The sequence below is a fragment of the Streptomyces tritici genome (assembly GCF_048500665.1).
GTDB classification, from domain to species: Bacteria; Actinomycetota; Actinomycetes; order Streptomycetales; family Streptomycetaceae; genus Streptomyces; species Streptomyces tritici.
The window spans coordinates 1,689,873-1,715,600 of sequence record NZ_CP183183.1; the positions used below are offsets into that span (position 1 = coordinate 1,689,873).

Below are 25,728 nucleotides of genomic sequence, written 5' to 3' on the forward strand. Positions count from 1 at the left end.
AGTCTCCCCCGCGCACCCCGAGCCGCTCCCGCGCACCGGTTCCCGGGCGCCCCGGCGAGGCGCTCTGTCCCCGTCGGTCCGGTTACGCCATGATCTGTGCATGATCGACTGGCGGGCGGCGGCGCGCGGCGCGGTGCGCGGACCGACGATGACGTACGGCCTGATCGCGGTCTGCTGTCTGGTGTTCCTGCTCGGGCCGGTCTCCGGGTTCAATCCGTCGTACGGCACGGGCGACCGGCTCCTGGCCGCGCAGAGCGACTGGTTCCGCCGCTGGGGCGTGATCCCCGCGGAGCTGATGAGCAGCGAGCCGCACACCCTGCTCTCGCCCGTCACCGCGCTGTTCGTGCACGGCAACTGGCTGCACCTGCTGGGCAACATGCTCTTCCTGTCCGTCTTCGGCGCGATGGCGGAGGAGCGGATGGGCCGGCTGGAGTTCCTGCTCTTCTGCCTCGGCTGCGGCTATCTCGCCCTGCTGGCGTACGCGGCCGCGCACGCGACCAGCGAGCAGACCCTGGTGGGGGCGTCGGGGGCGATCTCGGCGGTGCTCGGGGCGTTCCTCTTCCTCTTCCCCCGGGCCCGGGTGACCAGCCTGTTCCCCTTCCTGCTGTTCCTGCCGCTGCGCTTCCCCGCCTGGATCGTGCTGGTCTTCTGGTTCGTGCTGCAGTGGCTCGCGGCCCGCTCCGCCGGGCCGGGGCCGGGGGTGGCGTACCTGGCCCACGTGGTGGGCTTCGCGCTCGGCTTCCTCTACGCCTGGGGCCGCTACGGCTCTGCGGATAAGGTGAGGGTCCCAGCCGCGGCGACCGAGGGAGAACGCCAGCCATGATCACCGCGATCGTGCTCATCAAGACCAGCGTGGACCGCATTCCCGAGATCGCGGAGTCGATCGCCGCGCTGGACAGCGTCAGCGAGGTCTTCTCGGTGACCGGCACCTACGACCTGATCGCCATGGTCCGGGTCGCCCGGCACGACGACCTGGCCGACGTGATCCCCGGCCGCATCAGCAAGATCCCCGGCGTCGAGGCCACGGACACGCACGTCGCGTTCCGCACGTACTCCCAGCACGACCTGGAGGCGGCCTTCGCCATCGGCCTGGAGTCGTAACCGGCCATAACCGGTCGCACGAGGAAGGGGCCCCGCCGCGGAGGCCCCTTCACCCGTACGAGTGGCCGGTCAGCCCGCCGGTAGACCGCGGTCAGCCGCGGTCAGCCGCGGTCCGGGACACAGCGGCCGTCCTCGGTGCGGTACTTCCACTGCGCCCCGTCCCGGACCAGCTCCTTCACGGCCGCCACGAAGCGCTCCACGTGCTCGTCCGGGGTGCCGGCCCCGAAGCTCACCCGGATCGCGTTGAGCGACCTCTCACCCGGCTCCGCCTCCGGCGCGCCGCACTCGCCGACGTCCTGCGGGTCGCTGCCCAGCAGCGTGCGCACCAGCGGGTGGGCGCAGAACAGGCCGTCGCGGACGCCGATGCCGTACTCGGCGGAGAGCGCGGCCGCGAAGTGCGAGCTGTTCCAGCCCTCCACCACGAACGAGATCACCCCGACCCGCGGCGCCTCGTCGCCGAACAGGGAGAGCACCCTCACCTCGGGCACCTCGGCCAGTCCGGCGCGGACGGTGTCGATGAGGTGCTGCTCGCGGGCGACCAGCGTGTCGAAGCCGGCCTCGGTGAGCGCCTTGCAGGCGGCGGCGATGGCGTAGACGCCGATGACGTTCGGCGAACCGGCCTCGTGGCGGGCGGCGGTGGTGTGCCACTCGACGTGCACCCCGCCGTCGGCGCGGCGGGCGACCTTACGGGAGGCGCCGCCTCCGGCGAGGTACGGCTCGGCCGCCTGGAGCCAGTCGGCGCGGCCGGCGAGGACGCCGGAGCCGAAGGGCGCGTACAGCTTGTGCCCGGAGAACGCGACCCAGTCCACGTCCAGTTCGCGCACCGAGACCGGGTGGTGCGGGGCGAGTTGGGCGGCGTCGAGCACGATGCGGGCGCCGTGCGCGTGGGCCGCGGCGGCGAGTTCGCGCACCGGCCACAGCTCGCCGGTCACGTTGGACGCGCCGGTCACGCAGACCAGGGCGGGGCCGTGGGGGTCGCGCTCGGCGAGGGCGCGCTCCAGGGTGTCGACCGCCTGCCGCGGGGTGCGCGGCGCGTTCAGGTACGTGACCTGGGCGTCCTTCCAGGGAAGCAGCGAGGCGTGGTGCTCGGTCTCGAAGACGAACACCTGGCAGTCGGCGGGCAGGACGGCGGCGAGCAGGTTGAGCGAGTCGGTGGTGGAGCGGGTGAAGACCACCTGGTCGCCGTCGCGGCAGTCGAGGAACTCCGCGACGGTGGCCCGGCTGTTCTCGAACAGGTCGGTGGACAGCTGCGAGAGGTACCCGGCGCCGCGGTGCACGCTGCCGTAGTACGGGGCGTAGGCGGCGACGTCGTCCCAGACGCGCTGCAGGGCCGGGGCGCTGGCGGCGTAGTCGAGCGCGGCGTACGCGACCTCTCCGCCGGTGACGAGCGGGACGGTGACGTCACGGCCGAGGACGGGCAGCGGCTCACAGACGGCGGGGGCGGCGACGGTGGAAACGGACATGGCGAACTCCCGTACGAGGCAGGCGAATGCGACGCCTCGACGCGGGCGGACGCGGATGCCGCGTCCCCGCGGAGGCGTGCGAGGAAAGGAAAAAGGGGGGGTGCGGAAGAGGGGCCGGAAGGCCCTATCGCATTCGCTTGCTCACGAGACGCTCCCTCGAGGACCAGGACCCCAGGGTTGGCGCAGGGGTCCGCGCTTGCCGTGAACCTTGCTGTCCACGGCCCGGTCTTCACCCGGGGCACCCCGCCACGGACGGAGGGTTGCCGGACAGCCAGCCGGGGCTTCGAGGCTGTCACTCATGACCTGTCGCTGAACGTATGCCACCGCTCGCGTTCCGCGCAACCCCGTCCGGATGCCGGACGGGGTTGCGCGGGCGCGGCGGGTTCAGGCGTTGCTGGCGGCGATCCAGCGGTCCAGGGCCCGGCGGGCGGCCCCGGAGTCGATGGACTCGGCGGCCTGCTCGATGCCCGCGCGCAGCTGCTCCGCGAGGCTGCCGCCGCCCGGGTGCAGGGCGGTGAGCGCGGCGGCCGAGTTGAGCAGGACGGCGTCCCGGACCGGGCCGGTCTCCCCCGCGAGCAGCCGGCGGGCCACGTCGGCGTTGTACGAGGCGTCCGCGCCGCGCAGCGCCTCGACGGGGACGAGCTCGATGCCGACGTCCCGCGGGTCGAAGGACTCCTCGCGCACGGCTCCGTCGCGCACCACCCACACCTTGGAGGTGGCGGTGGTGGTCAGCTCGTCCAGGCCGTCGTCGCCGCGGAAGACCAGCGCGGACGAGCCGCGCTCGGCCAGCACGCCGGCCATGATCGGGGCCATCCGGGCGTCGGCCACACCGGTGGCCTGGGCCTTCACCCGGGCCGGGTTGGTGAGCGGGCCGAGGAAGTTGAAGGTGGTCCGGATGCCGAGCTCCTTGCGGGCCGCGGCGACGTGCCGCAGCGCCGGGTGGAACTTCACCGCGAAGCAGAAGGTGATCCCGGCCTCCTCGGCGACCTCGGCGACCCGCTGCGGGGTCAGCTCCAGGTTGACGCCGAGCTTCTCCAGGACGTCGGAGGCGCCGGAGGCGGAGGAAGCCGCCCGGTTGCCGTGCTTGACGACCTTGGCACCGGTGCCGGCCACCACGATCGCGGACATGGTGGAGATGTTGACCGTCTTGGCGCCGTCGCCGCCGGTGCCGACGATGTCCACCGAGGGGCCCGGCACGTCGATCAGGTTGGCGTGCGCGTACATGGTGCGCACGAGTCCGGTGATCTCGTCGACCGTCTCGCCCTTGGCGCGCAGCGCGACCGCGAAGCCGGCGATCTGCGCGTCGGTGGCCTCGCCGCGCAGGATGCGGTCCATCGCCCAGGCGGTGTCCTCCGCGCTCTGGTCGCGGCCGCTCAGCAGACCGTCCAGGACGACGGGCCAGGAGCGGCCCGCCGTGGTGGTGCCTCCAGCGGGGGTCACAGCGCTCATGGTCGCTCCTCATCGTCGGAAGGTACGGACCCACCCTATCGATCTCACGGGACGGCAAAGAGCCCCGTCCAGCGAATGGACGGGGCTCTCGCCGTGGCGACCTCAGGTCAGCAGGTCAGGTGATCAGTGGTGGCCGTGGCCGCTCTGGATCTCCTTGTACTCCTCGACGGTGGGCTTCGCGATCTGGTTGCCCTCGCCGTAGTAACTCCGGTTCAGCCTGACCCGGAGCTTCTCCATGCGGCCGATCTTCCGCTCGACGCCGTTCTCGTCGACGGCGGGCGGCAGCTCGGCCGGCGCGTACTGCTCGTGCGCGGTGAGCGTGTGCAGCTCGCCCTGGCTGAGCGGGGTGTGGACCTCGACGAACTCACCGTGCGGCAGGCGCTTGATGATGCCCGACTCGCGGCCGTGGAGCACCTTGTCGTGGTCGCGGCGCTGGAGACCCAGGCAGATCCGCTTGGTCACGATGAAGGCGATGACCGGGCCGACGAAGAACGCGATCCGGACGAACCAGGTGATCGAGTTGATCGACAGGTGGAAGTGCGTCGCCCAGAGGTCGTTGCCGCCACCCACGAGCATGATCATGTACGCGGTGATCCACGCGACGCCGAAGGCGGTGCGGGTCGGCGCGTTGCGCGGACGCTGCGCGATGTGGTGCTCGCGCTTGTCGCCGGTGATCCAGGACTCGATGAACGGGTACACCGCGATGGCCGCGAGGACCAGCGGGAAGATCACCAGCGGGATGAACACGCCCAGGACCAGCGTGTGGCCCGCGAAGTCGATCTCCCAGCCCGGCATGACACGGATCAGACCCTCGGCGAAGCCCATGTACCAGTCGGGCTGGGCGCCGGTGGACACCTGGTCCGGACGGTACGGGCCGAGCGCCCAGATCGGGTTGATCGAGGCGATCGCCGCGATGACCGCGATGACACCGAAGACCAGGAAGAAGAAGCCTCCGGCCTTGGCCATGTACACCGGCAGCAGCGGCATGCCGACGACGTTCTTGTTGGTGCGGCCCGGACCCGCGTAGTGGGTGTGCTTGTGCACGACCACGAGGATCAGGTGCGCGACCACCAGGCCGAGCATGATGCCGGGCAGCAGCAGGACGTGGGCCGAGTAGAACCGGGCCACGAAGTCGCCGCCGGGGAATTCGCCGCCGAACAGGAACATCGACAGGTAGGTGCCGACGATCGGCACCGACAGGATCGCGCCCTGCATGAAGCGGACACCGGTGCCGGAGAGCAGGTCGTCCGGGAGCGAGTAACCGGTGAAGCCGGTGAACATGCCCAGGAAGAACAGCAGGAAGCCGAACAGCCAGTTGATCTCACGCGGCTTGCGGAACGCGCCGGTGAAGAACACGCGCATCATGTGCACGAACATGCCGGCGAGGAAGATCAGCGCCGCCCAGTGGTGGATCTGCCGGATGAGCAGACCACCGCGCACATCGAAGGAGATGTGCATGGTCGAGTTGAACGCCTCGGACATCAGCTGTCCCTGCAGCGGGACGTAGCTGCCGTGGTACTCCACCTCGTTCATCGACGGGTGGAAGAACATCGTCAGGTAGACGCCCGTCAGGATGATGATGATGAAGCTGTAGAGGCAGATCTCGCCCAGCATGAAGGACCAGTGGTCCGGGAAGATCTTCCGCATGTTGGCCTTGGCCAGCGTGTAGATCCCCAGCCGGCCGTCGGCCCAGTCGGCCACCCGCTCGCCGCGGGAGGCCGTCGTCTTCGTATCCGTCACAGTGCTCATCCGCGCTCCCAGAAGGCAGGACCGACGGGCTCGTCGAAGTCGCCGAGCGCCTCGAGGTTGCCCTTCTCGTTCACGCCGATCCGCAGCTGCGGGAGGGCGTGACCGGCCGGGCCGAAGATGACGCGGGCGCCGTCGGCCAGGTCGAAGGTGGACTGGTGGCACGGGCAGAGCACGTGGTGGGTCTGCTGCTCGTACAGCGAGATCGGGCAGCCCACGTGGGTGCAGATCTTCGAGAAGGCCACGATGCCCTCGTGCGACCACTCCAGCTCGCGCTTGTCCTTGATGTCCTCCGGCTGGATCCGGACGATCATCAGGGCGGCCTTGGCGATCTCGGTCTGGAAGTTGTGGTCGTGCTCCGAGAGGCCCTCGGGCATCGCGAAGGTCAGCGAACCGACCGCGACGTCCTCGGGACGCAGCGGCTCGTGCGTGTTCATGTTGATGAGCTGCTTGCCCTTGGCCCACATGGTGGTGCGGAGCTTCTTCTCGGGCAGCGGGCCCATGTCACGCAGCAGCACGATGCCGGAGAGCGGCACCAGCGAGAGCGCGCCGAACATGGTGTTGCGGATCAGCTTGCGACGGCCGAAGCCGGACTCGTCGGCGCCGGCCGCGAAGTCCGCCATGACCTGGGCCTTGACCTCCGGAGAGGCCTCGATCGGGTGACGCTCGTCCGCGACCTCGACGTCCGACATCAGGGTGCGGGCCCAGTGGACCGCGCCCGCGCCGATGAAGAAGAGGGCGAGACCGAGGGTCCAGCCGAGCGCGAAGTTGAGCGCGCTCACCCGCCCGAACGGCCAGATGTAGACGATCTGGTCGACCGGGAAGATCACGTACGAGGCGATGAAGCCGATGGTGGAGAGCATCGACAGCACGAACATCCCGGCGACCGTACGCTCGGACCGCCTGGCGGCCCGCTCGTCGATGTCCTGGATGCGCGGCTTGTGGGGCGGGAGGCCCGGGTCGGCGAACGGGTCGTCGGCGACCTTCACCGCGCCGTGCGCGGTGTCCTGCGCTACGGGCAGGTTCTCTTCTGGAATCTCTTGGCTACTCATGACTTCTTGGCCTTAGCGGTGTGGGCCGCGACCCAGACGGCAACGGCGATCAGCGCACCCAGCCCGAAGATCCACGCGAACAGACCCTCCGAGACCGGGCCGAGGCCACCGAGCTTGAGACCGCCCGGGTTGTCGGTCTTGTCGCTGTTGACGGCCTGGACGTACGCGATGATGTCCTTCTTCTCCTTCTCCGGCATCGTCGTGTCGGGGAAGGAGGGCATGTTCTGCGGGCCGGTCTGCATGGCCTCGTAGAGGTGCTTCGGGCTCACGCCCTCAAGGCTCGGGGCGTACTTGCCGTGCGTCAGCGCGCCGCCCTCACCGGTGAAGTTGTGGCACTGGGCGCAGTTGGAGCGGAACAGCTCGCCGCCCTTGGCGATGTCGGCGCCCTCGGGGCTGTACTGCTTCTCGGTCGGCGTGATCGGACCGGCGCCGAGCGAGGCGATGTACGCCGAGAGCTGGTCGATCTGCGCGTTCGAGTAGATGTTGGGCTTCTTGGGCACCTGGGCGCCCGGCTGCTGGGCCGGCATACGGCCGGTGCTGACCTGGAAGTCCACGGCCGCGGAGCCGACGCCTACCAGGGACGGGCCGTCAGAGGTGCCCTGACCGCCGGTTCCGTGGCAGCTGGCGCAGCCTACGGCGTAGAGCTTCTTGCCCTCCTCGATGGCGAGGGACTGGGAGGTCTCTTCGGCCTGCGCCTTGTCCGCGGGCGCGAACGCGGCGTACAGCCCCCCAGTGGCCGCCAGCGCGAGGAGAAGGACGACGAGCGCCGCCAGCGGATGGCGTCGTCGTGCGGAGAGCTTTTTCACGGATTACCCCGGTGTCAGGATCTTCTGCGTCGATGCTTGCTGGATGTCGGGTCCGGGACCCGACTACTTGATCATGTAGATCGTGGCGAAGAGGCCGATCCAGACGACATCGACGAAGTGCCAGTAGTAGGACACGACGATGGCGGCGGTTGCCTGCTCGTGAGTGAACCTCTTGGCGGCGTACGTCCGGCCCAGGACCAGCAGGAAGGCGATGAGACCGCCCGTCACGTGCAGGCCGTGGAAGCCGGTGGTCATGTAGAACACCGAGCCGTACGGGTCCGACGAGAGCGAGAGCCCCTCGTGCTTGACCAGCTCGGTGTACTCGAAGACCTGGCCGCCGATGAAGATCGCACCCATCACGAACGTGATGATGAACCACGTCCGGAGCTTCTTCACGTCGCCCCGCTCGGCGGCGAAGACGCCGAGCTGGCAGGTGAGCGAGGAGAGCACCAGGATCGTGGTGTTGGTCGCCGAGAACGGGAAGTTCAGCGCCGAGGCCTTTTCTGACCAGAACTCGGCACCCGTCACCGATCGCAGGGTGAAGTACATCGCGAAGAGGGCCGCGAAGAACATCAGCTCGGAACTCAGCCAGATGATGGTTCCGACGCTGGTGAGGTTCGGTCGATTGACCGACGGGTGCGCGTGCCCGGTTTCTACTGTCGTTGCTGTCGCCACGACCGACATTATGTCGGTCGCTTATCCCGCCCTCACTCCGGGGGGTGCCGTTCGGAGTGTCAGGCCCCTGTGTCCAGCCCGAACGGCCCATCGAAGCACCCTTCGAACAGGTGTTGAACGGCTGTTGACGCGGTGTGGACCGGAGTAGCATCCGGCGCATCGGTTGATGACCTCACGGAGGAACGATGCAGTCGAGCGCCACGGTCCTGGTCTACAGCGACGACGCGAACACCCGCGCACAGGTGCGGCTCGCGGCGGGGCGCAGGCCCGCCTCCGACGTTCCCCCGGTCGAGTTCGTGGAGTGCGCCACGCTGCCCGCGGTGCTGAAGCGCCTGGAGCAGGGCGGCGTGGACGTGTGCGTCCTGGACGGCGAGGCCGTGCCGGCGGGCGGCATGGGCGTCTGCCGGCAGATCAAGGACGAGGTCTTCCGCTGCCCGCCGGTGCTGCTGCTGATCGGGCGCCCGCAGGACGCCTGGCTGGCGACCTGGAGCCGGGCGGACGCGGCGGTGACCCTGCCGGTGGAGCCGGTGGAGTTCGCCGACGCCCTGGCGGGGCTGCTGCGGGCCCGGCTCTCGGTGGACGCGTAGCGCTGACCGCGCCTAGACGGCGGGCCGCAGCCGGGCGGTGGAGGCCGGGGTCACCTGGATCCCGGCGTTCCCGGTCAGGGCGCTGCCCTTGACCCACTTGTCCCAGGGCAGGTTCCAGTCGCCGAAGCCGTTGCCGAAGGTGTCCATGGTCGCCCCGGCACTGTTGACCGTCCGGACGATGTCGCCGGGGCGCACGGTCTCGAAGAACCAGGCGGCGTTGCCGGTCGACATGCCGACACAGCCGTGGCTCACGTTGGCGTACCCCTGGGAGCCGACGGACCAGGGCGCGGCGTGCACGTACTCGCCGCTCCAGGTGACCCGCGTCGCGTAGTAGACGGGCAGGTCGTACGACTCGGAGCTGCCGTCCGCGATGCCGACGGTGGTGCTGCGCATCCGGACGAAGTACTCCTTGCCGAGCACCACCTTGATGCCGTTACGGGTGGAGAAGCCCGGTTTGCCGGTGGTCACCGGAATGGTTTTGATCACTTTTCCGTTCTTGCGGACGGTCATGTGGTGCGAGCCGGCGTCGGCCACCGCCTCGATGCGGTCGCCGATGGTGAGCTTCAGCGGCCGGACCGGGGCTCCGTAGAGCCCGTTCGCCACCTTGAGGCCGGCCAGGTTGCCGGAGACCTCGACGGTCGCGCCGGTGGGCCAGTACACCCGGGGCCGGTAGTGCAGCTTCCGGTCGTCGACCCAGTACCAGCCGCCCTCGACCGAGGGGGTGGAGCGGACCTTCAGGGCCCGCTCGACGACCGCGCGGGCGGCCTTCTCCTTCACCGGGCGGTTCAGCTCGGCGGTGATCGGCTGTCCGACGCCGTACTTGCCCGGCTCCGGGCCGAATTTGACCGTGAGGGCCCCCTTGGTCGGGGAGGTCTCGAACGTCAGCGTACGGACGCCAGGGGCGCCGTCGTCGTCCTCGGTGGCCACCCGGACCGTGTAGCGCGTTCCGGCCGTCAGAGGGGCCGTGGAGCGCCAGCGCGCCCCGTCCGCGGAGAGCTCGCCCGCCAGGTGCCGGCCGGCCTCGTCGACCGCGGTGACGTCGCTGATCCGGCCGCCGCCGCTCCTGGCGGTCACCTCCAGGGGCTTGTCCGGGTTCACCCGGGCGGACCCCTTGGGGGTGTTGAACGAGATCTGGCGGGTGGCGTCGTAGGGCTTCGCCGACAGCGGATGGTCGTCCGCACCGCCGCAGCCGCTCGCCACGGCGGTCACCGCGGCGGCGAGCAGGGTGCAGCTCAAAACAGTCCGAATGCGCGGCGTGTCGTTCATGGCATCACCGTAAGAACATTCCCTCGCGCCAGCGCGCCCAGTGATGCAAACGAGGGGCCCGGACGCTTCGTGACGAAACGTCCGGGCCCCTCGGGGTCCCGCGGTGCCGCGGTGGGCGGTGCTACTGGTTCTGGTTCTCGCCGCGGTAGAACTCGAACACCCAGCCGAAGATGCCGACCAGGATGATCGGGGCGGAGAAGTACATCAGCCACCACCCGATCGCGACGGACAGGAAGGCGAGCGCGCCACCGACGGCCAGCGACAGCGGCTGCCAGCTGTGCGGGGCGAAGAAGCCCACCTCACCGGCCTCGTCCGCGACGTCGGCCTCCTTGTTGTCCTGCGCCATGGCGTCGACCCGCTTGGCCGTGAAGGCCAGGTAGTAGCCGACCATCACGCACAGACCGAACGCCAGGAACAGCGCCGTGGTACCGGCCGGCTCCTTCGACCACACGCCATAGAGCACAGCCATGGCGAGGATGAAGACGCTCAGCCAGATGAACATCTTGCCCTGGATCTTCACTTGCCGGTCTCCTTCTCACCCGCGAGGACCTTCTCGCTGCCGTGGTTCTCGAGCTGGTCGAGAGCCGCGATCTCGGGGTGGTGCAGATCGAACGCCGGGGATTCGGACCGGATCCGCGGCAGGGTGAGGAAGTTGTGCCGCGGCGGCGGGCAGGAGGTCGCCCACTCGAGCGAACGGCCGAAGCCCCACGGGTCGTCGACCTCGATCTTCTTGCCGTACTTGGCGGTCTTCCAGACGTTGTACAGGAACGGCAGAATCGACAGACCGAGCAGGAACGAGGCGATCGTGGAGACCGTGTTCAGCGCGGTGAAGCCGTCGGCGTCCAGGTAGTCCGCGTAACGGCGCGGCATGCCCTCGGCGCCCAGCCAGTGCTGGACCAGGAACGTGCCGTGGAAGCCGATGAACAGCGTCCAGAAGGTGACCTTGCCGAGGCGCTCGTCCAGCATCTTTCCGGTGAACTTCGGCCACCAGAAGTGGAAGCCGGCGAACATCGCGAAGACGACGGTGCCGAAGACCACGTAGTGGAAGTGGGCGACGACGAAGTACGAGTCCGAGACGTGGAAGTCCATCGGCGGCGAGGCCAGGATGACGCCGGTCAGACCACCGAAGGTGAAGGTGACCAGGAAGCCGATCGTCCAGAGCATCGGCGTCTCGAAGGACAACGAGCCCTTCCACATCGTTCCGATCCAGTTGAAGAACTTCACACCGGTCGGTACGGCGATGAGGAACGTCATGAACGAGAAGAACGGAAGCAGCACGCCGCCGGTGACGTACATGTGGTGGGCCCACACGGTCACGGACAGACCGGCGATCGCGATGGTCGCGGCCACCAGACCGATGTAACCGAACATCGGCTTGCGGCTGAAGACCGGGATGATCTCCGAGACGATGCCGAAGAACGGCAGCGCGATGATGTACACCTCGGGGTGGCCGAAGAACCAGAAGAGGTGCTGCCACAGCAGCGGTCCGCCGTTGGCCGGATCGAAGATGTGGGCGCCGAACTTGCGGTCGGCCTCCAGCGCGAAGAGCGCGGCGGCGAGGACCGGGAAGGCGAGCAGGACCAGCACACCGGTCAGCAGCACGTTCCAGGTGAAGATCGGCATGCGGAACATCGTCATGCCCGGAGCGCGCATGCAGATGATCGTGGTGATGAAGTTGACCGAGCCGAGGATCGTGCCGAAGCCGGAGAAGGCCAGACCCATGATCCACATGTCGGCGCCGACGCCCGGCGAGCGGACCGCGTCCGACAGCGGGGTGTAGGCGAACCAGCCGAAGTCCGCGGCGCCCTGCGGGGTGAGGAAGCCGGCCACGGCGATGATCGAGCCGAAGAGGTACAGCCAGTAGGCGAACATGTTCAGCCGCGGGAACGCCACGTCGGGCGCGCCGATCTGCAGCGGCATGATCCAGTTCGCGAAACCGGCGAACAGCGGCGTCGCGAACATCAGCAGCATGATCGTGCCGTGCATCGTGAACGCCTGGTTGAACTGCTCGTTCGACATGATCTGCGTGCCCGGACGGGCCAGCTCGGCGCGCATGAAGAGCGCCAGCAGACCGCCGATGCAGAAGAAGACGAACGACGTGACGAGGTAGAGCGTGCCGATCGTCTTGTGATCGGTGGTGGTGAGCCACTTCACCACGACATTGCCGGGCTGCTTACGCCGTACCGGCAGCTCGTTCTCGTACGAGTCGGTCGCTGCGGCGGCACCCTGGGGTTCGTTGAGGATGCTCACAGTTTGTTCGTCTCCGCATTCCTGGCCGGGTCCGTCTGCTCAATGCCCGACGGGATGTAGCCGGTCTGCCCCTTCTCCGCCAGCTCCTTCAGGTGCTGCTGGTAGCGCTCCGGAGAGACCACCTTGACGTTGAGGAGCATCCGGGAGTGGTCGACACCGCACAGCTCGGCACACTTGCCCATGAAGGTGCCCTCCTGCGTCGGGGTCACCTCGAAGGAGTTGGTGTGACCGGGGATGACGTCCTGCTTCATGAGGAAGGGGACCACCCAGAAGGAGTGGATGACGTCGCGGGAGGTCAGGACGAACCGGACCTTCTCCCCCTTCGGCAGCCACAGCGTCGGGCCCGGGTTGCCGTTCTGCGGGTTCCGGGTGCCCGGGATGCCGAAGTCGTAGACGCCGCCGGCGTTCTCCGGGAAGTCCTTGATGAACTTGTCCGGGATGGCCGCCAGGTTCTTGTCCTTCTTGGCGTCACCGGTGACACCGGGCACGTTCTCGACGTAGTTGAAGCCCCAGCTCCACTGGTAGCCGACCACGTTGATGGTGTGGGTCGGCTTCGGGGAGAGCTCGAGGAGCTTCGACTCGTCGCGCGCGGTGAAGTAGAAGAGCACCGAAACGATGATGAGCGGGGTGACCGTGTACAGGGCCTCGATCGGCATGTTGTACCGGGTCTGCGGAGGAACCTCGACCTTGGTGCGGCTGCGCCGGTGGAAGAAGACCGACCACAGGATCAGGCCCCAGACCAGCACACCCGTGGCGATCGCTGCCGCCCACGAGCCCTGCCAGAGGGAGAGGATCCGCGGAGCCTCCTCCGTTACCGGGGTGGGCATACCAAGGCGGGGGAAGTCCTTGTATGTGCAACCGGTGGCGGTTGCGAGGACCAGGCCCGCAGTCAGCACCTGCGGCAGCTTCCGCCGCATCGGGCGCCGCGACGTGGGGGTACCGCCCGCGCCTTTCTGGCAGCGGGGGAGGTCGGAGCCGTTGGGACTCACGTAGCGCCTTCCCGAGAGTCTCGGCCCGCGTTGGTCGGTCCACGGCCGTCCGTCTCGCTGGTCGGTCGCCGCCCCGGCCGCGGGCAGGGGTTTGGATGTTTATGCGGACCAAACCCTACTGGACGCTATTTGGGGTCGCGCGGGGAGGGTGCCCAACGCGCCGTCCGAGTCCCCGAAGGGGTGGACTCCGCCGTTCCGGGGACGCCGGCGCGGCGGCTTCCGGGGGACCGACCGGCGGTGCGCCGGGGGCAACTGACGCACCCTCGCCCGGGCCCGGTTAGCGTGGCCGGATGCCGTACTTCGACGCCGCTTCCGCCGCTCCGCTGCACCCCGTCGCCCGTCAGGCGCTGCAGGCCGCCCTCGACGAGGGCTGGGCCGACCCGGCCCGGCTGTACCGCGAGGGGCGGCGAGCCCGGCTGCTGCTGGACGCGGCGCGGGAGACCGCGGCGGAGGCGGTGGGCTGTCGCCCGGACGAGCTGGTGTTCACTCCTTCGGGGACGCGCGCGGTGCACTCCGGGATCGCGGGGGCGCTCGCGGGCCGTCGGCGCATCGGCTCCCGGCTGGTGGTCTCGGCGGTGGAGCACTCCTCCGTCCTGCACGCCGGCGAGGCGCACGAGGCGGCCGGCGGGTCGATGGCCCAGGTGCCGGTGGACCGGTACGGGGCGGTGGACCCGGAGGTGTTCGCGGGGGCGCTGACCCCGGACACGGCTCTGGCCTGCCTCCAGTCCGCCAACCACGAGGTGGGCACCGAACAGCCGGTGGCCGAGGTGGCCGGGGCCTGCCGGGAGGCGGGCGTGCCGCTGCTGGTGGACGCGGCGCAGTCGCTGGGCTGGGGCCGGGTTCCGGAGGGCTGGTCGCTGCTCACGGGCAGCGCGCACAAGTGGGGCGGGCCGGCCGGGGTGGGGCTGCTCGCGGTGCGCAAGGGGGTGCGGTTCGCGGCCCAAGGCCCGGCGGACGAACGGGAGTCGGGGCGGGCGCCCGGCTTCGAGAACATCCCGGCGATCGTGGCGGCGGCGGCCTCGCTGCGGGCGGTACGGGACGAGGCGGCGGCGGAGGCGGTACGGCTGCGGGCCCTGGTGGACCGGATCCGGACGCGGGTGCCGGAGCTGGTGCCGGACGTGGAGGTGGTCGGCGACCCGCTGCGACGGCTGCCGCACCTGGTCACCTTCTCCTGTCTTTATGTCGACGGAGAAACGGTCCTGGCCGAACTGGACCGGTCCGGTTTCTCCGTTTCGTCGGGCTCGTCGTGCACGAGTTCGACGCTGACGCCCAGCCATGTGCTGCGGGCGATGGGGGTGCTGAGCGAGGGGAACGTCCGGGTGTCGCTGCCGGCGGGCACGTCGGAGCAGGACGTGGACCGGTTCCTGGAGGTGCTGCCCGGGGTGGTGGCCGCGGTGCGCGAGCACCTGGGCGTCCCGTCGGCGGAGGTCCGCCCGGCGGCGGACTCCCTGGTGGTGGACGCGCTGGGCCGCCGCTGCCCGATCCCCGTGATCGAACTGGCCAAGGTCATCGGCGACGTCCCGGTCGGCGCCACGGTCACCGTCCTCGCCGACGACGAGGCGGCCCGCCTCGACATCCCGGCCTGGTGCGAAATGCGAGGCCAGCAATACGTAGGCGAATCCCCCTCCCCGAAGGGCGGCACGGCCTACGTGGTCCGCCGCGTGTCGTAGGCCAAGGCCCCGCGGGCGGAAACGGCGGGAAGCGGCACAAGGGGCGCGGGGAACTGCGCGAACAGCCACAACCGGCCCGCAGCCGACAACGTCGGGAGGTCCCGGTAGGGGAGCGGGGAACTGCGCGACCAGCGACGACGACGCCGCAGCCGGCAACGCAGGGGAACCCCGCCAGGGGGCGCAGGGGCGTGGCCCCCGCGCCGGCGGCGGGGCGGGGCGTCAGGCCAGGTGGGCCCGCACCTCCGCCGCCGCCTCATGCCCGTACGCCTTCGTGAAGCGGTCCATGAAGTTCGCCCGCCGCAGCGTGTACTCCTGCGTACCCAGCGTCTCGATCACCAGCGTCGCCAGCATGCACCCGACCTGCGCCGCGCGCTCCAGGCTCACACCCCACTGCAGCCCCGTGAGGAACCCCGCGCGGAACGCGTCGCCGACGCCCGTCGGGTCGACCTTGGCCTCCTCCTCCGGGCAGCCGACCTCGATCGCCGGCTCGCCGACCCGCTCGATGCGCACGCCGCGCGAGCCGAGCGTGGTGACCCGGTGGCCGACCCGCCCGAGGATCTCCTCCTCGGTCCAGCCGGTCTTCGACTCGATGAGGCCCTTCTCGTACTCGTTGGAGAAGAGGTACGTCGCCCCGTCGAGCAGCGTCCGGATCTCCTCGCCGTCCATGCGCGCGATCTGCTGCGAGAAGTCCGCGGCGAACGGGATCCCGCGGGTCCGGCACTCCTCGGTGTGCCGGAGCATCGCCTCCGGGTCGTCCGCCCCGATCAGCACCAGGTCCAGACCGCCGACACGGTCGGCGACGGCCTTCAGCTCGATCAGCCGCGCCTCGCTCATCGCGCCGGTGTAGAAGGAGCCGATCTGGTTGTGGTCCTTGTCCGTGGTGCAGACGAACCGCGCGGTGTGCAGCACCTCGGAGATCCGGACGGAGCCGGTGTCCACGCCGTGCCGGTCGAGCCACGCCCGGTACTCGTCGAAGTCGTACCCGGCCGCGCCGACGAGGATCGGGTTGCCACCGAGCTGGCCCATGCCGAAGCAGATGTTCGGGCCCACCCCTCCCCGGCGCACGTCGAGGTTGTCGACGAGGAACGACAGGGAGACCGTGTGCAGCTGGTCCGCGACGAGCTGGTCGGCGAACCTGCCGGGGAAGGTCATGAGGTGGTCGGTGGCGATGGAGCCGGTGACTGCGATACGCACGGCTGGCGCTCCTGACGGATACGAAAAGGCGTTGACGGTCCACGCTATCCGGTGGCAGGGTCCGCGCCGAACAGTGGAAACTACCCCAGAGTAGGTCTTTTTTCGGCGGGCCGGGCGTGCATACGGTGCGCCTATGGCGAACCACACCGCTCCGCGCGAGCGCGACGAGTCCGAGATCACTCTGGCCGAGCTCCGCGGCGACTGCGCCCGGATGGCCCCGCACTGGGTCACCCCCTCGAAGGCCGCCCCCGCTCCGGTCTCCCCCGCCTCGATCCACCGGATCGTCGTCCCGCCCGCGTCGGCGCGGCTGGCCGACGCCGTGATCGGGAACTGACCGGGACCGGCCGAGCGCCGGAAGAGAGGATTCCGCCGTAAGGGAACCGCTCGCCCGCCCGTTCCGTCCCACCGGTGTCTCCTGACGGAGGAGACGCACGGACGTAAGGAGCGATGCGGTGAGCGGTACGGACCCCACACCGGACACGCCAGGCACGCCCGCACCCGCCGACCCGGCCGACGCGCCCCGGCGCCGGTCCCGGCTGGTCGTGGCCTCGGTCGCGACGGCCGCCCTGCTGATCGGCGGCGGCGGCGCGTACTGGGCGAGCACCGCGGCGGGCGGCGGTACGGACGACAGGGCGGCGGTCGGCGACGCGGCCGGCACTCCCCCGCCCCTGGTCCTCGACGGCCACGGCGACGGACAGGGCCCGGGGATCGCCCCGGGCGAGCCCGACCCGGGCGGCGCGGTCTACAAGGCCTCCGGCGCCCTGCCGAAGGGCCCCGGCACGGCCGCCGTCCTGCGCCCGCAGGGCAAGGTGACCGCGGCCGAGGTGAGCGCGCTCGCCAAGGCACTGGGCGTCTCCGGCACGCCCGCGCTGGAGGGCGCGCAGTGGCGGATCACGCCGGAGAGGGACAGCGCCGGCCCGCGCCTCGAGGTCGCCGTCGACGCGCCGGGCTCGTGGACGTTCACCCGGACGCACGGCCTGGAGCGGGGCGACGCCTGCCTGCGGGGCCCGGACTGCCCGCCGCCCGGGGCGAAGCGGATGCCCGGCGGCACGCCGGTGAGCGAGGAGCGGGCGAAGGCGGCCGCGGCCCCGGTCCTGAAGGCGCTCGGCCAGGACGACGCGAAGCTGGACGCCACGCAGGTGATGGGCACCGAGCGGGTGGTCAACGCGGACCCGGTGTTCGACGGGCTGCCCACGTACGGCTGGGCGACCGGGCTGCGGGTCGGCGCGGACGGCGAGCTGGTCGGCGGCAGCGGGCGCCTGAAGGAGCCGGTGAAGTCGGCGACGTACCCGGTGATCGGCGCGGAGAAGGCGCTGGCCCGGCTGAACGAGGCCGCCCGGGGCACGGACCCCGGCGACATCGGCGGCTGCGCCACGGACCCGCCGGCCGCGGAGCAGGGGCGGCAGACGAAGCCGCAGGCCCCGCCGTGCGGCAAGACGGCCGAGGACCCCGCGCCGCGGGAGCTGACCGTGAAGAAGGCGGTCCTCGGGCTCGCCGCGCAGTTCGCCGACGGCCGCGAGGCGCTGGTGCCGTCCTGGCTGTTCGAGGTCGCGCCGCAGGGCTCGGGGCCGGCGCACACGGTGGTGCAGACGGCGGTGGCGCCGGAGTTCCTGGCGAAGCCGAAGCCCGCGCCGACGAAGCCGGTGCCGATCCCGTCCGACGACGCCGCGCCGCCGCGCCAGCTGCAGTCGTACACGGTGGACGCCTCCGGGCGGACGCTCACGGCGACGTTCTGGGGCGGGGTGTGCAGCGACTATGGGCTGACGGCGGCGGAGAGCGCCGGCCGGGTGACCGTGACGATCACGGAGACCCCGCGGCAGCCGGACCGGGCCTGCATCGCGATCGCCGTGGAGGTCAAGAAGGCGGTCACGCTGAAGGCGCCGCTGGGCGAGCGGCAGGTCGTGGACGCGGCGAGCGGAGCGGTGGTGCCGAAGCAGGCGCCGAAGTAGCCGCGGACACGCCGGAGGCGGCGGTCCCCCGAGGGGGGCCGCCGCCTCCGGCGTGTCGACGACTAGCTGAACGAGTCGCCGCAGGCGCAGGAGCCCGTGGCGTTCGGGTTGTCGATCGTGAAGCCCTGCTTCTCGATGGTGTCGACGAAGTCGATCGAGGCACCGCCGAGGTACGGGGCGCTCATGCGGTCGGTGACGACCTTGACACCGTCGAAGTCCTTGACGACGTCGCCGTCGAGCGAGCGCTCGTCGAAGAAGAGCTGGTAACGGAGGCCGGAGCAGCCACCGGGCTGTACGGCGACGCGCAGCGCGAGGTCGTCGCGGCCTTCCTGCTCGAGCAGGGCCTTGACCTTGGCCGCGGCGGCGTCGGACAGGAGGATGCCGTCGCTGACAGTGGTCTTCTCGTCCGATACGGACATCTGCTTCTCTCCCGGTTTGTACGGAGACTGCTTGCCGACGTTTGCAACCGGCGGGGCCCCGGATTCATTCCGGGTGGAGCCCTAGTCTTTCTCCTTCATGCTCGCACACCGCTCGAAGTCCAGGCACCGCGGCGGCGACGGGGAATTCGTCACACCGACACTATGGACATCGTCAAAGTGACGTGAAGCGGTTATGATAGATAGCGTCATTTCGACGATAAGCGATACCCGCGCCGACGAACTCCGTCTCCGCAGAAACGATCTCCGCAGAAAAGAAAGGGTGCGTGACGTGACCACCGCCCAGCCCCTGGACGTCCAGCCGACGCCGCTCGCTCTGCTGCTGCTCGGCCGCGAGGCCGACCCGAAGAGCGAGCGCGGTGTGGAGTGCCCGGGTGACCTGCCCTCGCCGTCCGACCCGGACCTGGTGGCGCGCGCCCGCGCGGCCAAGGAGAAGCTCGGCGACAAGGTCTTCGTCCTCGGCCACCACTACCAGCGCGACGAGGTCATCCAGTTCGCCGACGTCACCGGCGACTCCTTCAAGCTGGCCCGCGACGCGGCTGCCCGTCCGGAGGCCGAGTACATCGTCTTCTGCGGTGTGCACTTCATGGCCGAGTCGGCCGACATCCTCACCGGCGACGACCAGAAGGTCGTGCTGCCGGACCTGGCGGCCGGCTGCTCCATGGCCGACATGGCCACCGCCGAGCAGGTCGCCGAGTGCTGGGACGTGCTGACCGAGGCCGGGATCGCCGACGTCACCGTGCCCGTCTCGTACATGAACTCCTCCGCCGACATCAAGGCCTTCACCGGCAAGCACGGCGGCACCATCTGTACGTCCTCCAACGCCAAGCGCGCGCTGGACTGGGCCTTCGAGCAGGGCGAGAAGGTCCTGTTCCTGCCGGACCAGCACCTGGGCCGCAACACCGCCGTCCGCGACATGGGCATGTCCCTGGACGACTGCGTGGTCTACAACCCGCACAAGCCCAACGGCGGGCTGACCGCCGAGGAGCTGCGCGCCGCCAAGATGATCCTGTGGCGCGGTCACTGCTCGGTGCACGGCCGGTTCAGCCTGGACTCGGTCAACGACGTGCGCGAGCGCGTCCCGGGCGTGAACGTGCTCGTCCACCCGGAGTGCAAGCACGAGGTCGTCGCCGCCGCGGACTACGTCGGCTCGACGGAGTACATCATCAAGACCCTGGAGGCGGCCCCGGCCGGCTCGAAGTGGGCCATCGGCACGGAGCTGAACCTGGTCCGCCGCCTGGCGAACCGATTCGCCCCCGAGGGCAAGGAGATCGTCTTCCTCGACAAGACGGTCTGCTTCTGCTCCACGATGAACCGCATCGACCTCCCCCACCTGGTCTGGGCCCTGGAGTCCCTGGCCGAGGGCAACCTGGTCAACCGCATCGAGGTCGACAAGGAGACCGAGAGCTTCGCCAAGCTCGCCCTGGAACGCATGCTGGCGCTGCCGTAGGCACCCCTGCCGACCGGCGTGCCGCCCGAGGGCCCCTCCGGGACGAGGGGCCCTTTCGTATGCCCGTATGCTCGCCGGGAAACAGGAGAAGGACAGGCGGTGCAGTAGTGGCAAACGGCGGGCAGGGGACCACGAGACAGCGGAGCGAGGGTCCCCTCGGCGACGTGCTGGTGATCGTCCCGACGTACAACGAGGCCGAGAACATCGAGGCCATCACGGCCCGCGTGCGGGCCTCCGTCCCCGAGGCCCACATCCTCGTGGCCGACGACAACAGCCCCGACGGCACGGGCAAGATCGCCGACGAGCTCGCCGACGCCGATCCCCGCGTCCACGTGCTCCACCGCAAGGGCAAGGAGGGACTCGGAGCGGCTTACCTCGCCGGGTTCCGCTGGGGTCTGGAACGCGGCTACGGGGTCCTGGTGGAGATGGACGCCGACGGCTCGCACCGCCCCGAGGAGCTGCCCCGGCTGCTGGACGCCCTGCCGGGCGCGGACCTGGTCCTCGGCTCGCGCTGGGTGCCCGGCGGCAGCGTCGTGAACTGGCCGAAGACCCGCGAGTTCATCTCCCGCGGCGGCAGCCTGTACTCCCGCCTGATGCTCGGCCTGCCCATCCGCGACATCACCGGCGGCTACCGCGCCTTCCGCCGCGAAACCCTGGAGGGCCTGGGCATGGACCAGGTCGCGTCCCAGGGCTACTGCTTCCAGGTCGACCTGGCCTGGCGCACGGTGAAGGCGGGCTTCGAGGTCGTCGAGGTCCCGATCACCTTCGTCGAACGCGAACGCGGCAACAGCAAGATGAGCCGCGCCATCGTCGTGGAGGCCCTCTGGCGCGTCACCGCCTGGGGCCTGTCCAGTCGCCTGAGCCGGCTGACGGGCCGGCGCGGCTGACCGCCCCGAGGTCGGACGGATGCGTACGCGGCCGCCCCTCGACGGGGGACCGGCCGCGCCGTACGCCGTCCGGTCCAGGTGTGCCTCAGGCGACGGCGGAGTGCTTCATCAGCCGCTGGAGCAGCAGCGGAAGTCCCACGACCGCGAGCAGCCAGACGCTGAGCATCAGCCGCTCGACCTCGCTGGCAACCGGATGCGCGACGGCAGCCGCCACCCCGGTCGACGCGACGGCGAGGGTGAGCCAGCCGAGGGCGCGGCGGTGCCGGAACACGGCCACGGCGCCGAGGCCGACGGCGAGCAGGAGCCAGGGGCTGCGGGCCTGCTCCTGGATCCAGACGGTCCAGAAATTCGCGTTCAGCTCGCCCAGCAGCGGCCACGGATCGGCGACGTCGGACTGCGCGAAATGACCGGTGAAGGTGTCCTGGAGCGTCTCGGTGCTGCCGGGAAGGTCGTAGCGGACGCTGAGCGCCGCGATCCCGGCGAGGCAGGCCAGCGAGATCCCGGCCAGCACCGCCGTGCCGAGGTGACGGACCCCGGGGAGCCGCAGCAGGCAGACCAGCGCGACGACGGCGACCAGGGCTGCGGCGATCACGAGGAAGGTCGAGTACTTCACCGCCGTGCCCAGGACCAGTGAGCCCGCGAGCATCGCGGCACCTGCCGTCATGCGCCGCTCCCACAACCACCAGGCACCGAGGAGCACACCGACGGTCGCCGCGAGCACGGGCCCTTCGGTGACGGGATAGCCGCCCCACCAGCCGATCGGGGTGAAGTAGAACAGCGCTTGACCGAGCGCGGCGAATCGCGGCGAGGCCCCGACCGCGCGGAGCAGCAGGTGGACGAGGAGCCCGCCGAGCGCGGTGAACAGCACGGAAGTGGCGATGAGGCCCGCGTTCACACCGAACAGGGCGACCAGCGGGGCGGCGAGCACCGGGAACCCGGGGCGGGTCTCGAAGATCTTCTGATAACGCGGGCTGGCCGGGTTGAACCCGTTGGGCGGGGTGGCCGAGCAGGCGGCCAGTCGCGCCTCGCGGTCGAAGCCGCGGTCGTTCCGCAGCGCGATCGGGTTGAGGCCGGTGCGGCGCAGGTCGTGGTCCGCCTTCGTCGCGCAGAACACGGCCTTGGCCTTGGCCTCGGCCTCCGCTCTTGTGTCCCCGAGCACCTCCAGGGTGGCCCGGGCATAGAGGAAGCCGTCGTTGGACGGCGGTAGCGCGGGCTTGCCGACGAACTGGAGCACGACATACGCCACGGCTATGAGCGCAGGCAGGATCCAGCGGCGGGAGAAACGTATCTTCCGGCGCTTGCGGCCCGCGGAGGCCACGGCGTCGCCGACGTCGTGCGCGGGAAGCGCATCGGCGTGGAGGGGACTGGTCACGGCGAAGGAGATTACAGGCAGGTGCCCCGCGGCGGTCGGCCGCGGGGCACCAGTTGTTCCCCGGGACGTGTCAGGCGTCGAGGGCGTCGAGGATCGAGCCCTCGATGGGGGTGGTTTCCGGCTGGTCCGGGTTGCTGTCCACGCCGTCGCCGTTCTTCTTGGCGCGCTTCGCCGCCTTCTTCTTGGCTCGGCGTTCCTTGCGGAGTTCGACCATCGCGTAGAGGGTCGGGACGAGGAGGAGGGTCAGCAGGGTCGAGGTGACCAGGCCGCCGATCACGACCACGGCCAGCGGCTGGGCGATGAAGCCGCCCTCGCCGGTGATGCCGAGGGCCATCGGGAGCAGGGCGAAGATCGTGGCCAGGGCGGTCATGAGGATGGGGCGGAGGCGGTGGCGGCCGCCTTCCACGACCGCCTCGACGACGCCGAGGCCCTGGGCGCGGTACTGGTTGATCAGGTCGATCAGCACGATCGCGTTGGTGACCACGATGCCGATGAGCATCAGCATGCCGATCATCGCCGGGACGCCCATCGCCGTGTCCGTGGCGATCAGCAGGCCGAGCGCGCCGGTCGCCGCGAACGGGATGGAGACCAGCAGGATCAGCGGCTGGACCAGCGACTTGAACGTCGCGACCAGGAGCATGAAGACGATCGCGATGGCCGCGAGCATCGCCAGGCCGAGCTGGAGGAAGGCTTCCGACTGGTCCTCGGAGACGCCGCCGATGGACGCGGTCGCGCCCTTCGGCAGGTCCAGGGCGTTCAGCTTCGACTGGAGCTCGGCGCTGACCGCGCCGGTGTTGTCGCCGGTCGGCTTGGCCGTGACGGTCGCGGCGCGGGCGCCGTCGATCCGGGTCATGGAGACCGGGCCCGGGACGAGCTTCACCTCGGCGACGTCGCCGAGCTTCACCGGGCCGAGCGGCAGGGCCTTCAGCTCCGCCATGGTCTTCGCGGGCCGGGCCGAGGTGACGACGACGTCCCGCTCGGTGTCGTCGAGGGTCGCCGTGCCGGCCGGGGTGCCGCGGACCGCCTGGGCCACGGCCAGACCGAGGGTGGTGTCGTCGAAGCCGGCCTCGGCCGCCTTCGGGGTCGCCTTCACGGAGATCCGCGGGACCGACTGGGCCAGGTCGCTCTGGACGTCCGTGACGTCGTCGAGCTTCGCGACCTCGGCCCGTACCGCCTCCGACGCCTGCTTCAGGACCTCGCGGTCCGAGGCCTTCACGACGACGCTGAGGTCCTGGCTCGCGAAGCCGTCGCCCGCCGCGATCGTCGTGTCGCCGATGCCGTCGAGCTTCGCCAGCTCCGCGTCGATCGCCGCGCGGACCTTCTCGTACGAGGCGGACTCCGCCAGCTTGACCTGGTACGAGGCCTGGTTGGAGCCCGTGCCGCCGCCGAAGGCGGCCATGAAGCCGGACGAGCCGACCGTGACCTGGTAGTCCTCGACGCCGTCCACCGAGCCGAGGACCTTCTCGACCTTCTTCGCGGCCTCGTCGGAGGCGGCCAGGCTCGTGCCCGGGGCCAGCTTCTGCTTGACGGACAGGATCTTCTGCTCGCCCTGGTCGAAGAAGTTCGTCTTCATCAGCGGCGCCATGGCGAAGGTGCCGATGAGGACGACGACGGCGATGGCCACGCTGGTGAGGCGGCGGCGGGTGGCGAAGCGGAGGACGGGGACGTACATGCGCTGGAGGCGGCTGCGGGCCTCCTTCTCCTCCGCCGCCCGGCGCGCCTCGTCCGGGTCCGCGGAGGTGCCCTTGGGGGCGCGCAGGAACCAGTACGACAGGACCGGGACGACGGTGAGCGACACGAGCAGGGACGCCAGCAGCGCCGCCGTGACGGTCAGGCTGAACGAGCCGAACAGCTCGCCGACCATGCCGCCGACCAGGCCGATCGGCAGGAACACGGCGACGGTGGTGAGGGTGGACGAGGTGACCGCGCCGGCCACCTCGCGGACCGCGGTGAGGATCGCGGCCCGGCGCTCCTCGCCGTAGCCGAGGTGCCGCTTGATGTTCTCCAGGACCACGATCGAGTCGTCGACGACGCGGCCGATGGCGATGGTGAGCGCGCCCAGCGTCAGCATGTTCAGGGAGAGGTCCCTGGTCCACAGGACGATCAGCGCGAGCACCACGGACAGCGGGATGGAGACCGCCGTGACCAGCGTGGAGCGGATCGAGGCGAGGAACACCAGGATCACGATTACCGCGAAGAGCAGGCCGAGCGCGCCCTCGGTGGTGAGGCCGGAGATGGACTTGGAGACCGCCGGGCCCTGGTCGGAGACGACGGTGAGCTCGGCGCCCGCGCCGAGGTCCTCGCGCAGCTCGGGCAGCTTGTCCTGGACGGCCTCGGAGATGGCGACGGCGCTGCCGTCCTGGTCCATGGTGACCACGACGGCGAGGCTGGGCCTGCCGTTGGTGCGGGTGAGGGAGACCCGGGTGGACTCCTCCTGCTTCACGGTGGCCACGTCGCCGAGCCGGACGGGCTTCGCCGGCTTGCCGGAGGCGCGGGGACCGGACGCACCGGGTCCGCCGGCCGGCGGGGTCAGCCGCAGGTCCTGGATCTGCGCCAGCGAGGTGAAGCCGCCGCCGACCTGCACCGTGCGGCTCTTGCCGGCCTCGGCGAAGGAGCCGGCGGGGATGGTGGCGCCGCCGGCCTTGAGGGCCTCGGCGAGGGTCAGGGCGTTGAACCCGGCGGCGGCGAGCTTCGCGTCGTCGGGGGTGACGGAGACCTGGAGCTTCTGGACGCCGTCGACGGTGACCTGGCCGACGCCGTCGACGTCCTCCAGGGCCGGGACGACCGTGCGCTGCAGCTGGTCGGCCAGCGCCTGCTGGTCCTTGTCGGAGGTGACGGCGAGGACGACGGTCGGGATGTCGTCCGTGGAACCGGCCACGACCTGCGGGTCGACGGAGTCGGGCAGCGCGATCCGGGCCCGGTTGACGGCCTGCTGGACGTCGGCGACGAGCTGCTTGGTGCCCTCGTCGCCGTAGTCGAAGGTGGCCATGATGACGGCGTTGCCCTCGGAGGCGGTGGAGGTGATGCCCTTGATGCCGTCGACGGCCTTCAGGGTGTTCTCGAGCGGTTCGACGACCTGCTTCTCGACCACGTCGGGGGAGGCGCCCTGGTACGGGGCGAGCACCGACACCATCGGCAGTTCGATGGAGGGCAGCAGCTGCTGCTTGAGCTGCGGGATGGCGATCGCCCCGAAGACGATCGCCACGATCGACATCAGCCCTATCAGGGCCCGTTGCGCGAGGCTGAATCTGGACAGCCAGGACATGGGGTCTCTCTTCTGTGGCGTGGGTACGCAGGAAGCGGGCCCCGCCCGAGGAGTTCAGTCAGGTGCCCGCCTCCTACCCTCGGCCACGCACGGGGCCGGTTCCGTCGGCCCCAGGTCCAG

Annotated in this window: 22 protein-coding genes and 1 riboswitch; of the genes, 8 read left to right on the plus strand and 14 right to left on the minus strand. The window is 70.4% G+C overall.

Annotation, left to right across the window (positions count from 1 at the left end; translation table 11 throughout):
• Positions 1-100 precede the first annotated feature (100 nt).
• Positions 101-823 (plus strand): rhomboid family intramembrane serine protease, encoded by a 723-nt coding sequence (locus tag ACNJ93_RS07860; RefSeq protein WP_418956623.1) that lies wholly within the window; start codon positions 101-103, stop codon positions 821-823.
• Positions 820-1,101: an Lrp/AsnC family transcriptional regulator gene (locus tag ACNJ93_RS07865; RefSeq protein WP_418956624.1), complete on the plus strand. Its 282-nt coding sequence runs from the start codon at positions 820-822 to the stop codon at positions 1,099-1,101. Before ACNJ93_RS07860 ends, ACNJ93_RS07865 begins: the two co-directional genes overlap by 4 nt.
• Before the next feature lie 101 nt (positions 1,102-1,202).
• Here the strand turns inward: ACNJ93_RS07865 and ACNJ93_RS07870 are convergent, their stop codons facing one another.
• The 6 genes from ACNJ93_RS07870 to ACNJ93_RS07895 all read right to left on the minus strand — a co-directional run bounded on the left by ACNJ93_RS07870 (position 1,203) and on the right by ACNJ93_RS07895 (position 8,301).
• The gene (locus tag ACNJ93_RS07870; protein WP_418956625.1) at positions 1,203-2,564 is read right to left on the minus strand and encodes an aminotransferase class V-fold PLP-dependent enzyme; all 1,362 of its coding nucleotides are present in this window, start codon (positions 2,562-2,564) and stop codon (positions 1,203-1,205) included.
• 187 nt (positions 2,565-2,751) lie between these two features.
• Positions 2,752-2,868: riboswitch (SAM riboswitch) on the minus strand.
• An 80-nt stretch (positions 2,869-2,948) separates the two neighbouring features.
• Positions 2,949-4,013 carry an anthranilate phosphoribosyltransferase gene (gene trpD / locus ACNJ93_RS07875; RefSeq protein ID WP_418956626.1) on the minus strand — a complete coding sequence of 355 codons (1,065 nt, stop codon included), beginning with the start codon at positions 4,011-4,013 and terminating at the stop codon, positions 2,949-2,951.
• A 123-nt stretch (positions 4,014-4,136) separates the two neighbouring features.
• The gene (locus ACNJ93_RS07880) at positions 4,137-5,762 is read right to left on the minus strand and encodes a cytochrome b (protein WP_418956627.1); all 1,626 of its coding nucleotides are present in this window, start codon (positions 5,760-5,762) and stop codon (positions 4,137-4,139) included.
• Positions 5,759-6,811, minus strand: coding sequence for a Rieske 2Fe-2S domain-containing protein (locus ACNJ93_RS07885; protein ID WP_418956628.1), 1,053 nt, complete (start codon positions 6,809-6,811; stop codon positions 5,759-5,761). Before ACNJ93_RS07885 ends, ACNJ93_RS07880 begins: the two co-directional genes overlap by 4 nt.
• On the minus strand, positions 6,808-7,617 hold the full coding sequence (locus tag ACNJ93_RS07890; protein ID WP_418956629.1) for a c-type cytochrome: 810 nt from the start codon (positions 7,615-7,617) through the stop codon (positions 6,808-6,810). Before ACNJ93_RS07890 ends, ACNJ93_RS07885 begins: the two co-directional genes overlap by 4 nt.
• Positions 7,618-7,680: 63 nt before the next feature.
• Entirely contained in the window at positions 7,681-8,301 is a 621-nt protein-coding gene (locus tag ACNJ93_RS07895; RefSeq protein WP_418956630.1) for a cytochrome c oxidase subunit 3, read from the minus strand.
• A 176-nt stretch (positions 8,302-8,477) separates the two neighbouring features.
• On the opposite strand from ACNJ93_RS07895, the gene ACNJ93_RS07900 reads away from it, so the two are divergent.
• On the plus strand, positions 8,478-8,879 hold the full coding sequence (locus ACNJ93_RS07900) for a hypothetical protein (protein ID WP_418956631.1): 402 nt from the start codon (positions 8,478-8,480) through the stop codon (positions 8,877-8,879).
• 12 nt (positions 8,880-8,891) lie between these two features.
• On the opposite strand, the gene ACNJ93_RS07905 is transcribed toward ACNJ93_RS07900, so the two are convergent.
• The 4 genes from ACNJ93_RS07905 to coxB form a co-directional block, all read right to left on the minus strand.
• A complete protein-coding gene (locus ACNJ93_RS07905; protein ID WP_418956632.1) occupies positions 8,892-10,145 on the minus strand; it encodes an Ig-like domain-containing protein in 1,254 nt (417 codons plus the stop codon).
• Positions 10,146-10,266: 121 nt separating this feature from the next.
• On the minus strand, positions 10,267-10,665 hold the full coding sequence (locus ACNJ93_RS07910; protein WP_418956633.1) for a cytochrome c oxidase subunit 4: 399 nt from the start codon (positions 10,663-10,665) through the stop codon (positions 10,267-10,269).
• On the minus strand, positions 10,662-12,395 hold the full coding sequence (gene ctaD / locus ACNJ93_RS07915) for a cytochrome c oxidase subunit I (RefSeq protein WP_418956634.1): 1,734 nt from the start codon (positions 12,393-12,395) through the stop codon (positions 10,662-10,664). The genes ACNJ93_RS07910 and ctaD overlap by 4 nt, the downstream gene beginning before the upstream one ends.
• On the minus strand, positions 12,392-13,384 hold the full coding sequence (coxB, locus tag ACNJ93_RS07920; protein WP_418956635.1) for a cytochrome c oxidase subunit II: 993 nt from the start codon (positions 13,382-13,384) through the stop codon (positions 12,392-12,394). The genes ctaD and coxB overlap by 4 nt, the downstream gene beginning before the upstream one ends.
• 290 nt (positions 13,385-13,674) lie before the next feature.
• Here coxB and ACNJ93_RS07925 point away from each other — a divergent pair, with 290 nt between their 5' ends.
• A complete protein-coding gene (locus ACNJ93_RS07925; RefSeq protein WP_418956636.1) occupies positions 13,675-15,054 on the plus strand; it encodes a cysteine desulfurase/sulfurtransferase TusA family protein in 1,380 nt (459 codons plus the stop codon).
• A gap of 219 nt (positions 15,055-15,273) precedes the next feature.
• On the opposite strand, the gene ACNJ93_RS07930 is transcribed toward ACNJ93_RS07925, so the two are convergent.
• Entirely contained in the window at positions 15,274-16,248 is a 975-nt protein-coding gene (locus tag ACNJ93_RS07930) for a carbohydrate kinase family protein (protein ID WP_418956637.1), read from the minus strand.
• Positions 16,249-16,381: 133 nt separating this feature from the next.
• Here ACNJ93_RS07930 and ACNJ93_RS07935 point away from each other — a divergent pair, with 133 nt between their 5' ends.
• Complete coding sequence (locus ACNJ93_RS07935; RefSeq protein WP_418956638.1) at positions 16,382-16,582, plus strand: hypothetical protein; 201 nt, start codon at positions 16,382-16,384, stop codon at positions 16,580-16,582.
• Positions 16,583-16,700: 118 nt separating this feature from the next.
• Entirely contained in the window at positions 16,701-18,197 is a 1,497-nt protein-coding gene (locus ACNJ93_RS07940; protein WP_418956639.1) for a hypothetical protein, read from the plus strand.
• 62 nt (positions 18,198-18,259) lie between these two features.
• Here ACNJ93_RS07940 and ACNJ93_RS07945 read toward each other — a convergent pair whose 3' ends face one another.
• On the minus strand, positions 18,260-18,616 hold the full coding sequence (locus ACNJ93_RS07945) for a HesB/IscA family protein (RefSeq protein ID WP_318107256.1): 357 nt from the start codon (positions 18,614-18,616) through the stop codon (positions 18,260-18,262).
• 289 nt (positions 18,617-18,905) lie between these two features.
• Between ACNJ93_RS07945 and nadA the strand changes: the two genes are divergently transcribed.
• Together nadA and ACNJ93_RS07955 are read left to right on the plus strand one after the other, a co-directional pair.
• Positions 18,906-20,084 carry a quinolinate synthase NadA gene (gene nadA, locus ACNJ93_RS07950; protein ID WP_418956640.1) on the plus strand — a complete coding sequence of 393 codons (1,179 nt, stop codon included), beginning with the start codon at positions 18,906-18,908 and terminating at the stop codon, positions 20,082-20,084.
• Positions 20,085-20,143: 59 nt separating this feature from the next.
• Positions 20,144-20,971, plus strand: a complete 828-nt coding sequence (locus ACNJ93_RS07955; protein WP_418956641.1) for a polyprenol monophosphomannose synthase — start codon at positions 20,144-20,146, stop codon at positions 20,969-20,971.
• Positions 20,972-21,056: 85 nt separating this feature from the next.
• On the opposite strand, the gene ACNJ93_RS07960 is transcribed toward ACNJ93_RS07955, so the two are convergent.
• Positions 21,057-22,343: a hypothetical protein gene (locus ACNJ93_RS07960; RefSeq protein ID WP_418956642.1), complete on the minus strand. Its 1,287-nt coding sequence runs from the start codon at positions 22,341-22,343 to the stop codon at positions 21,057-21,059.
• 70 nt (positions 22,344-22,413) lie between these two features.
• Complete coding sequence (locus tag ACNJ93_RS07965; protein ID WP_418956643.1) at positions 22,414-25,608, minus strand: efflux RND transporter permease subunit; 3,195 nt, start codon at positions 25,606-25,608, stop codon at positions 22,414-22,416.
• Positions 25,609-25,728: the final 120 nt, after the last annotated feature.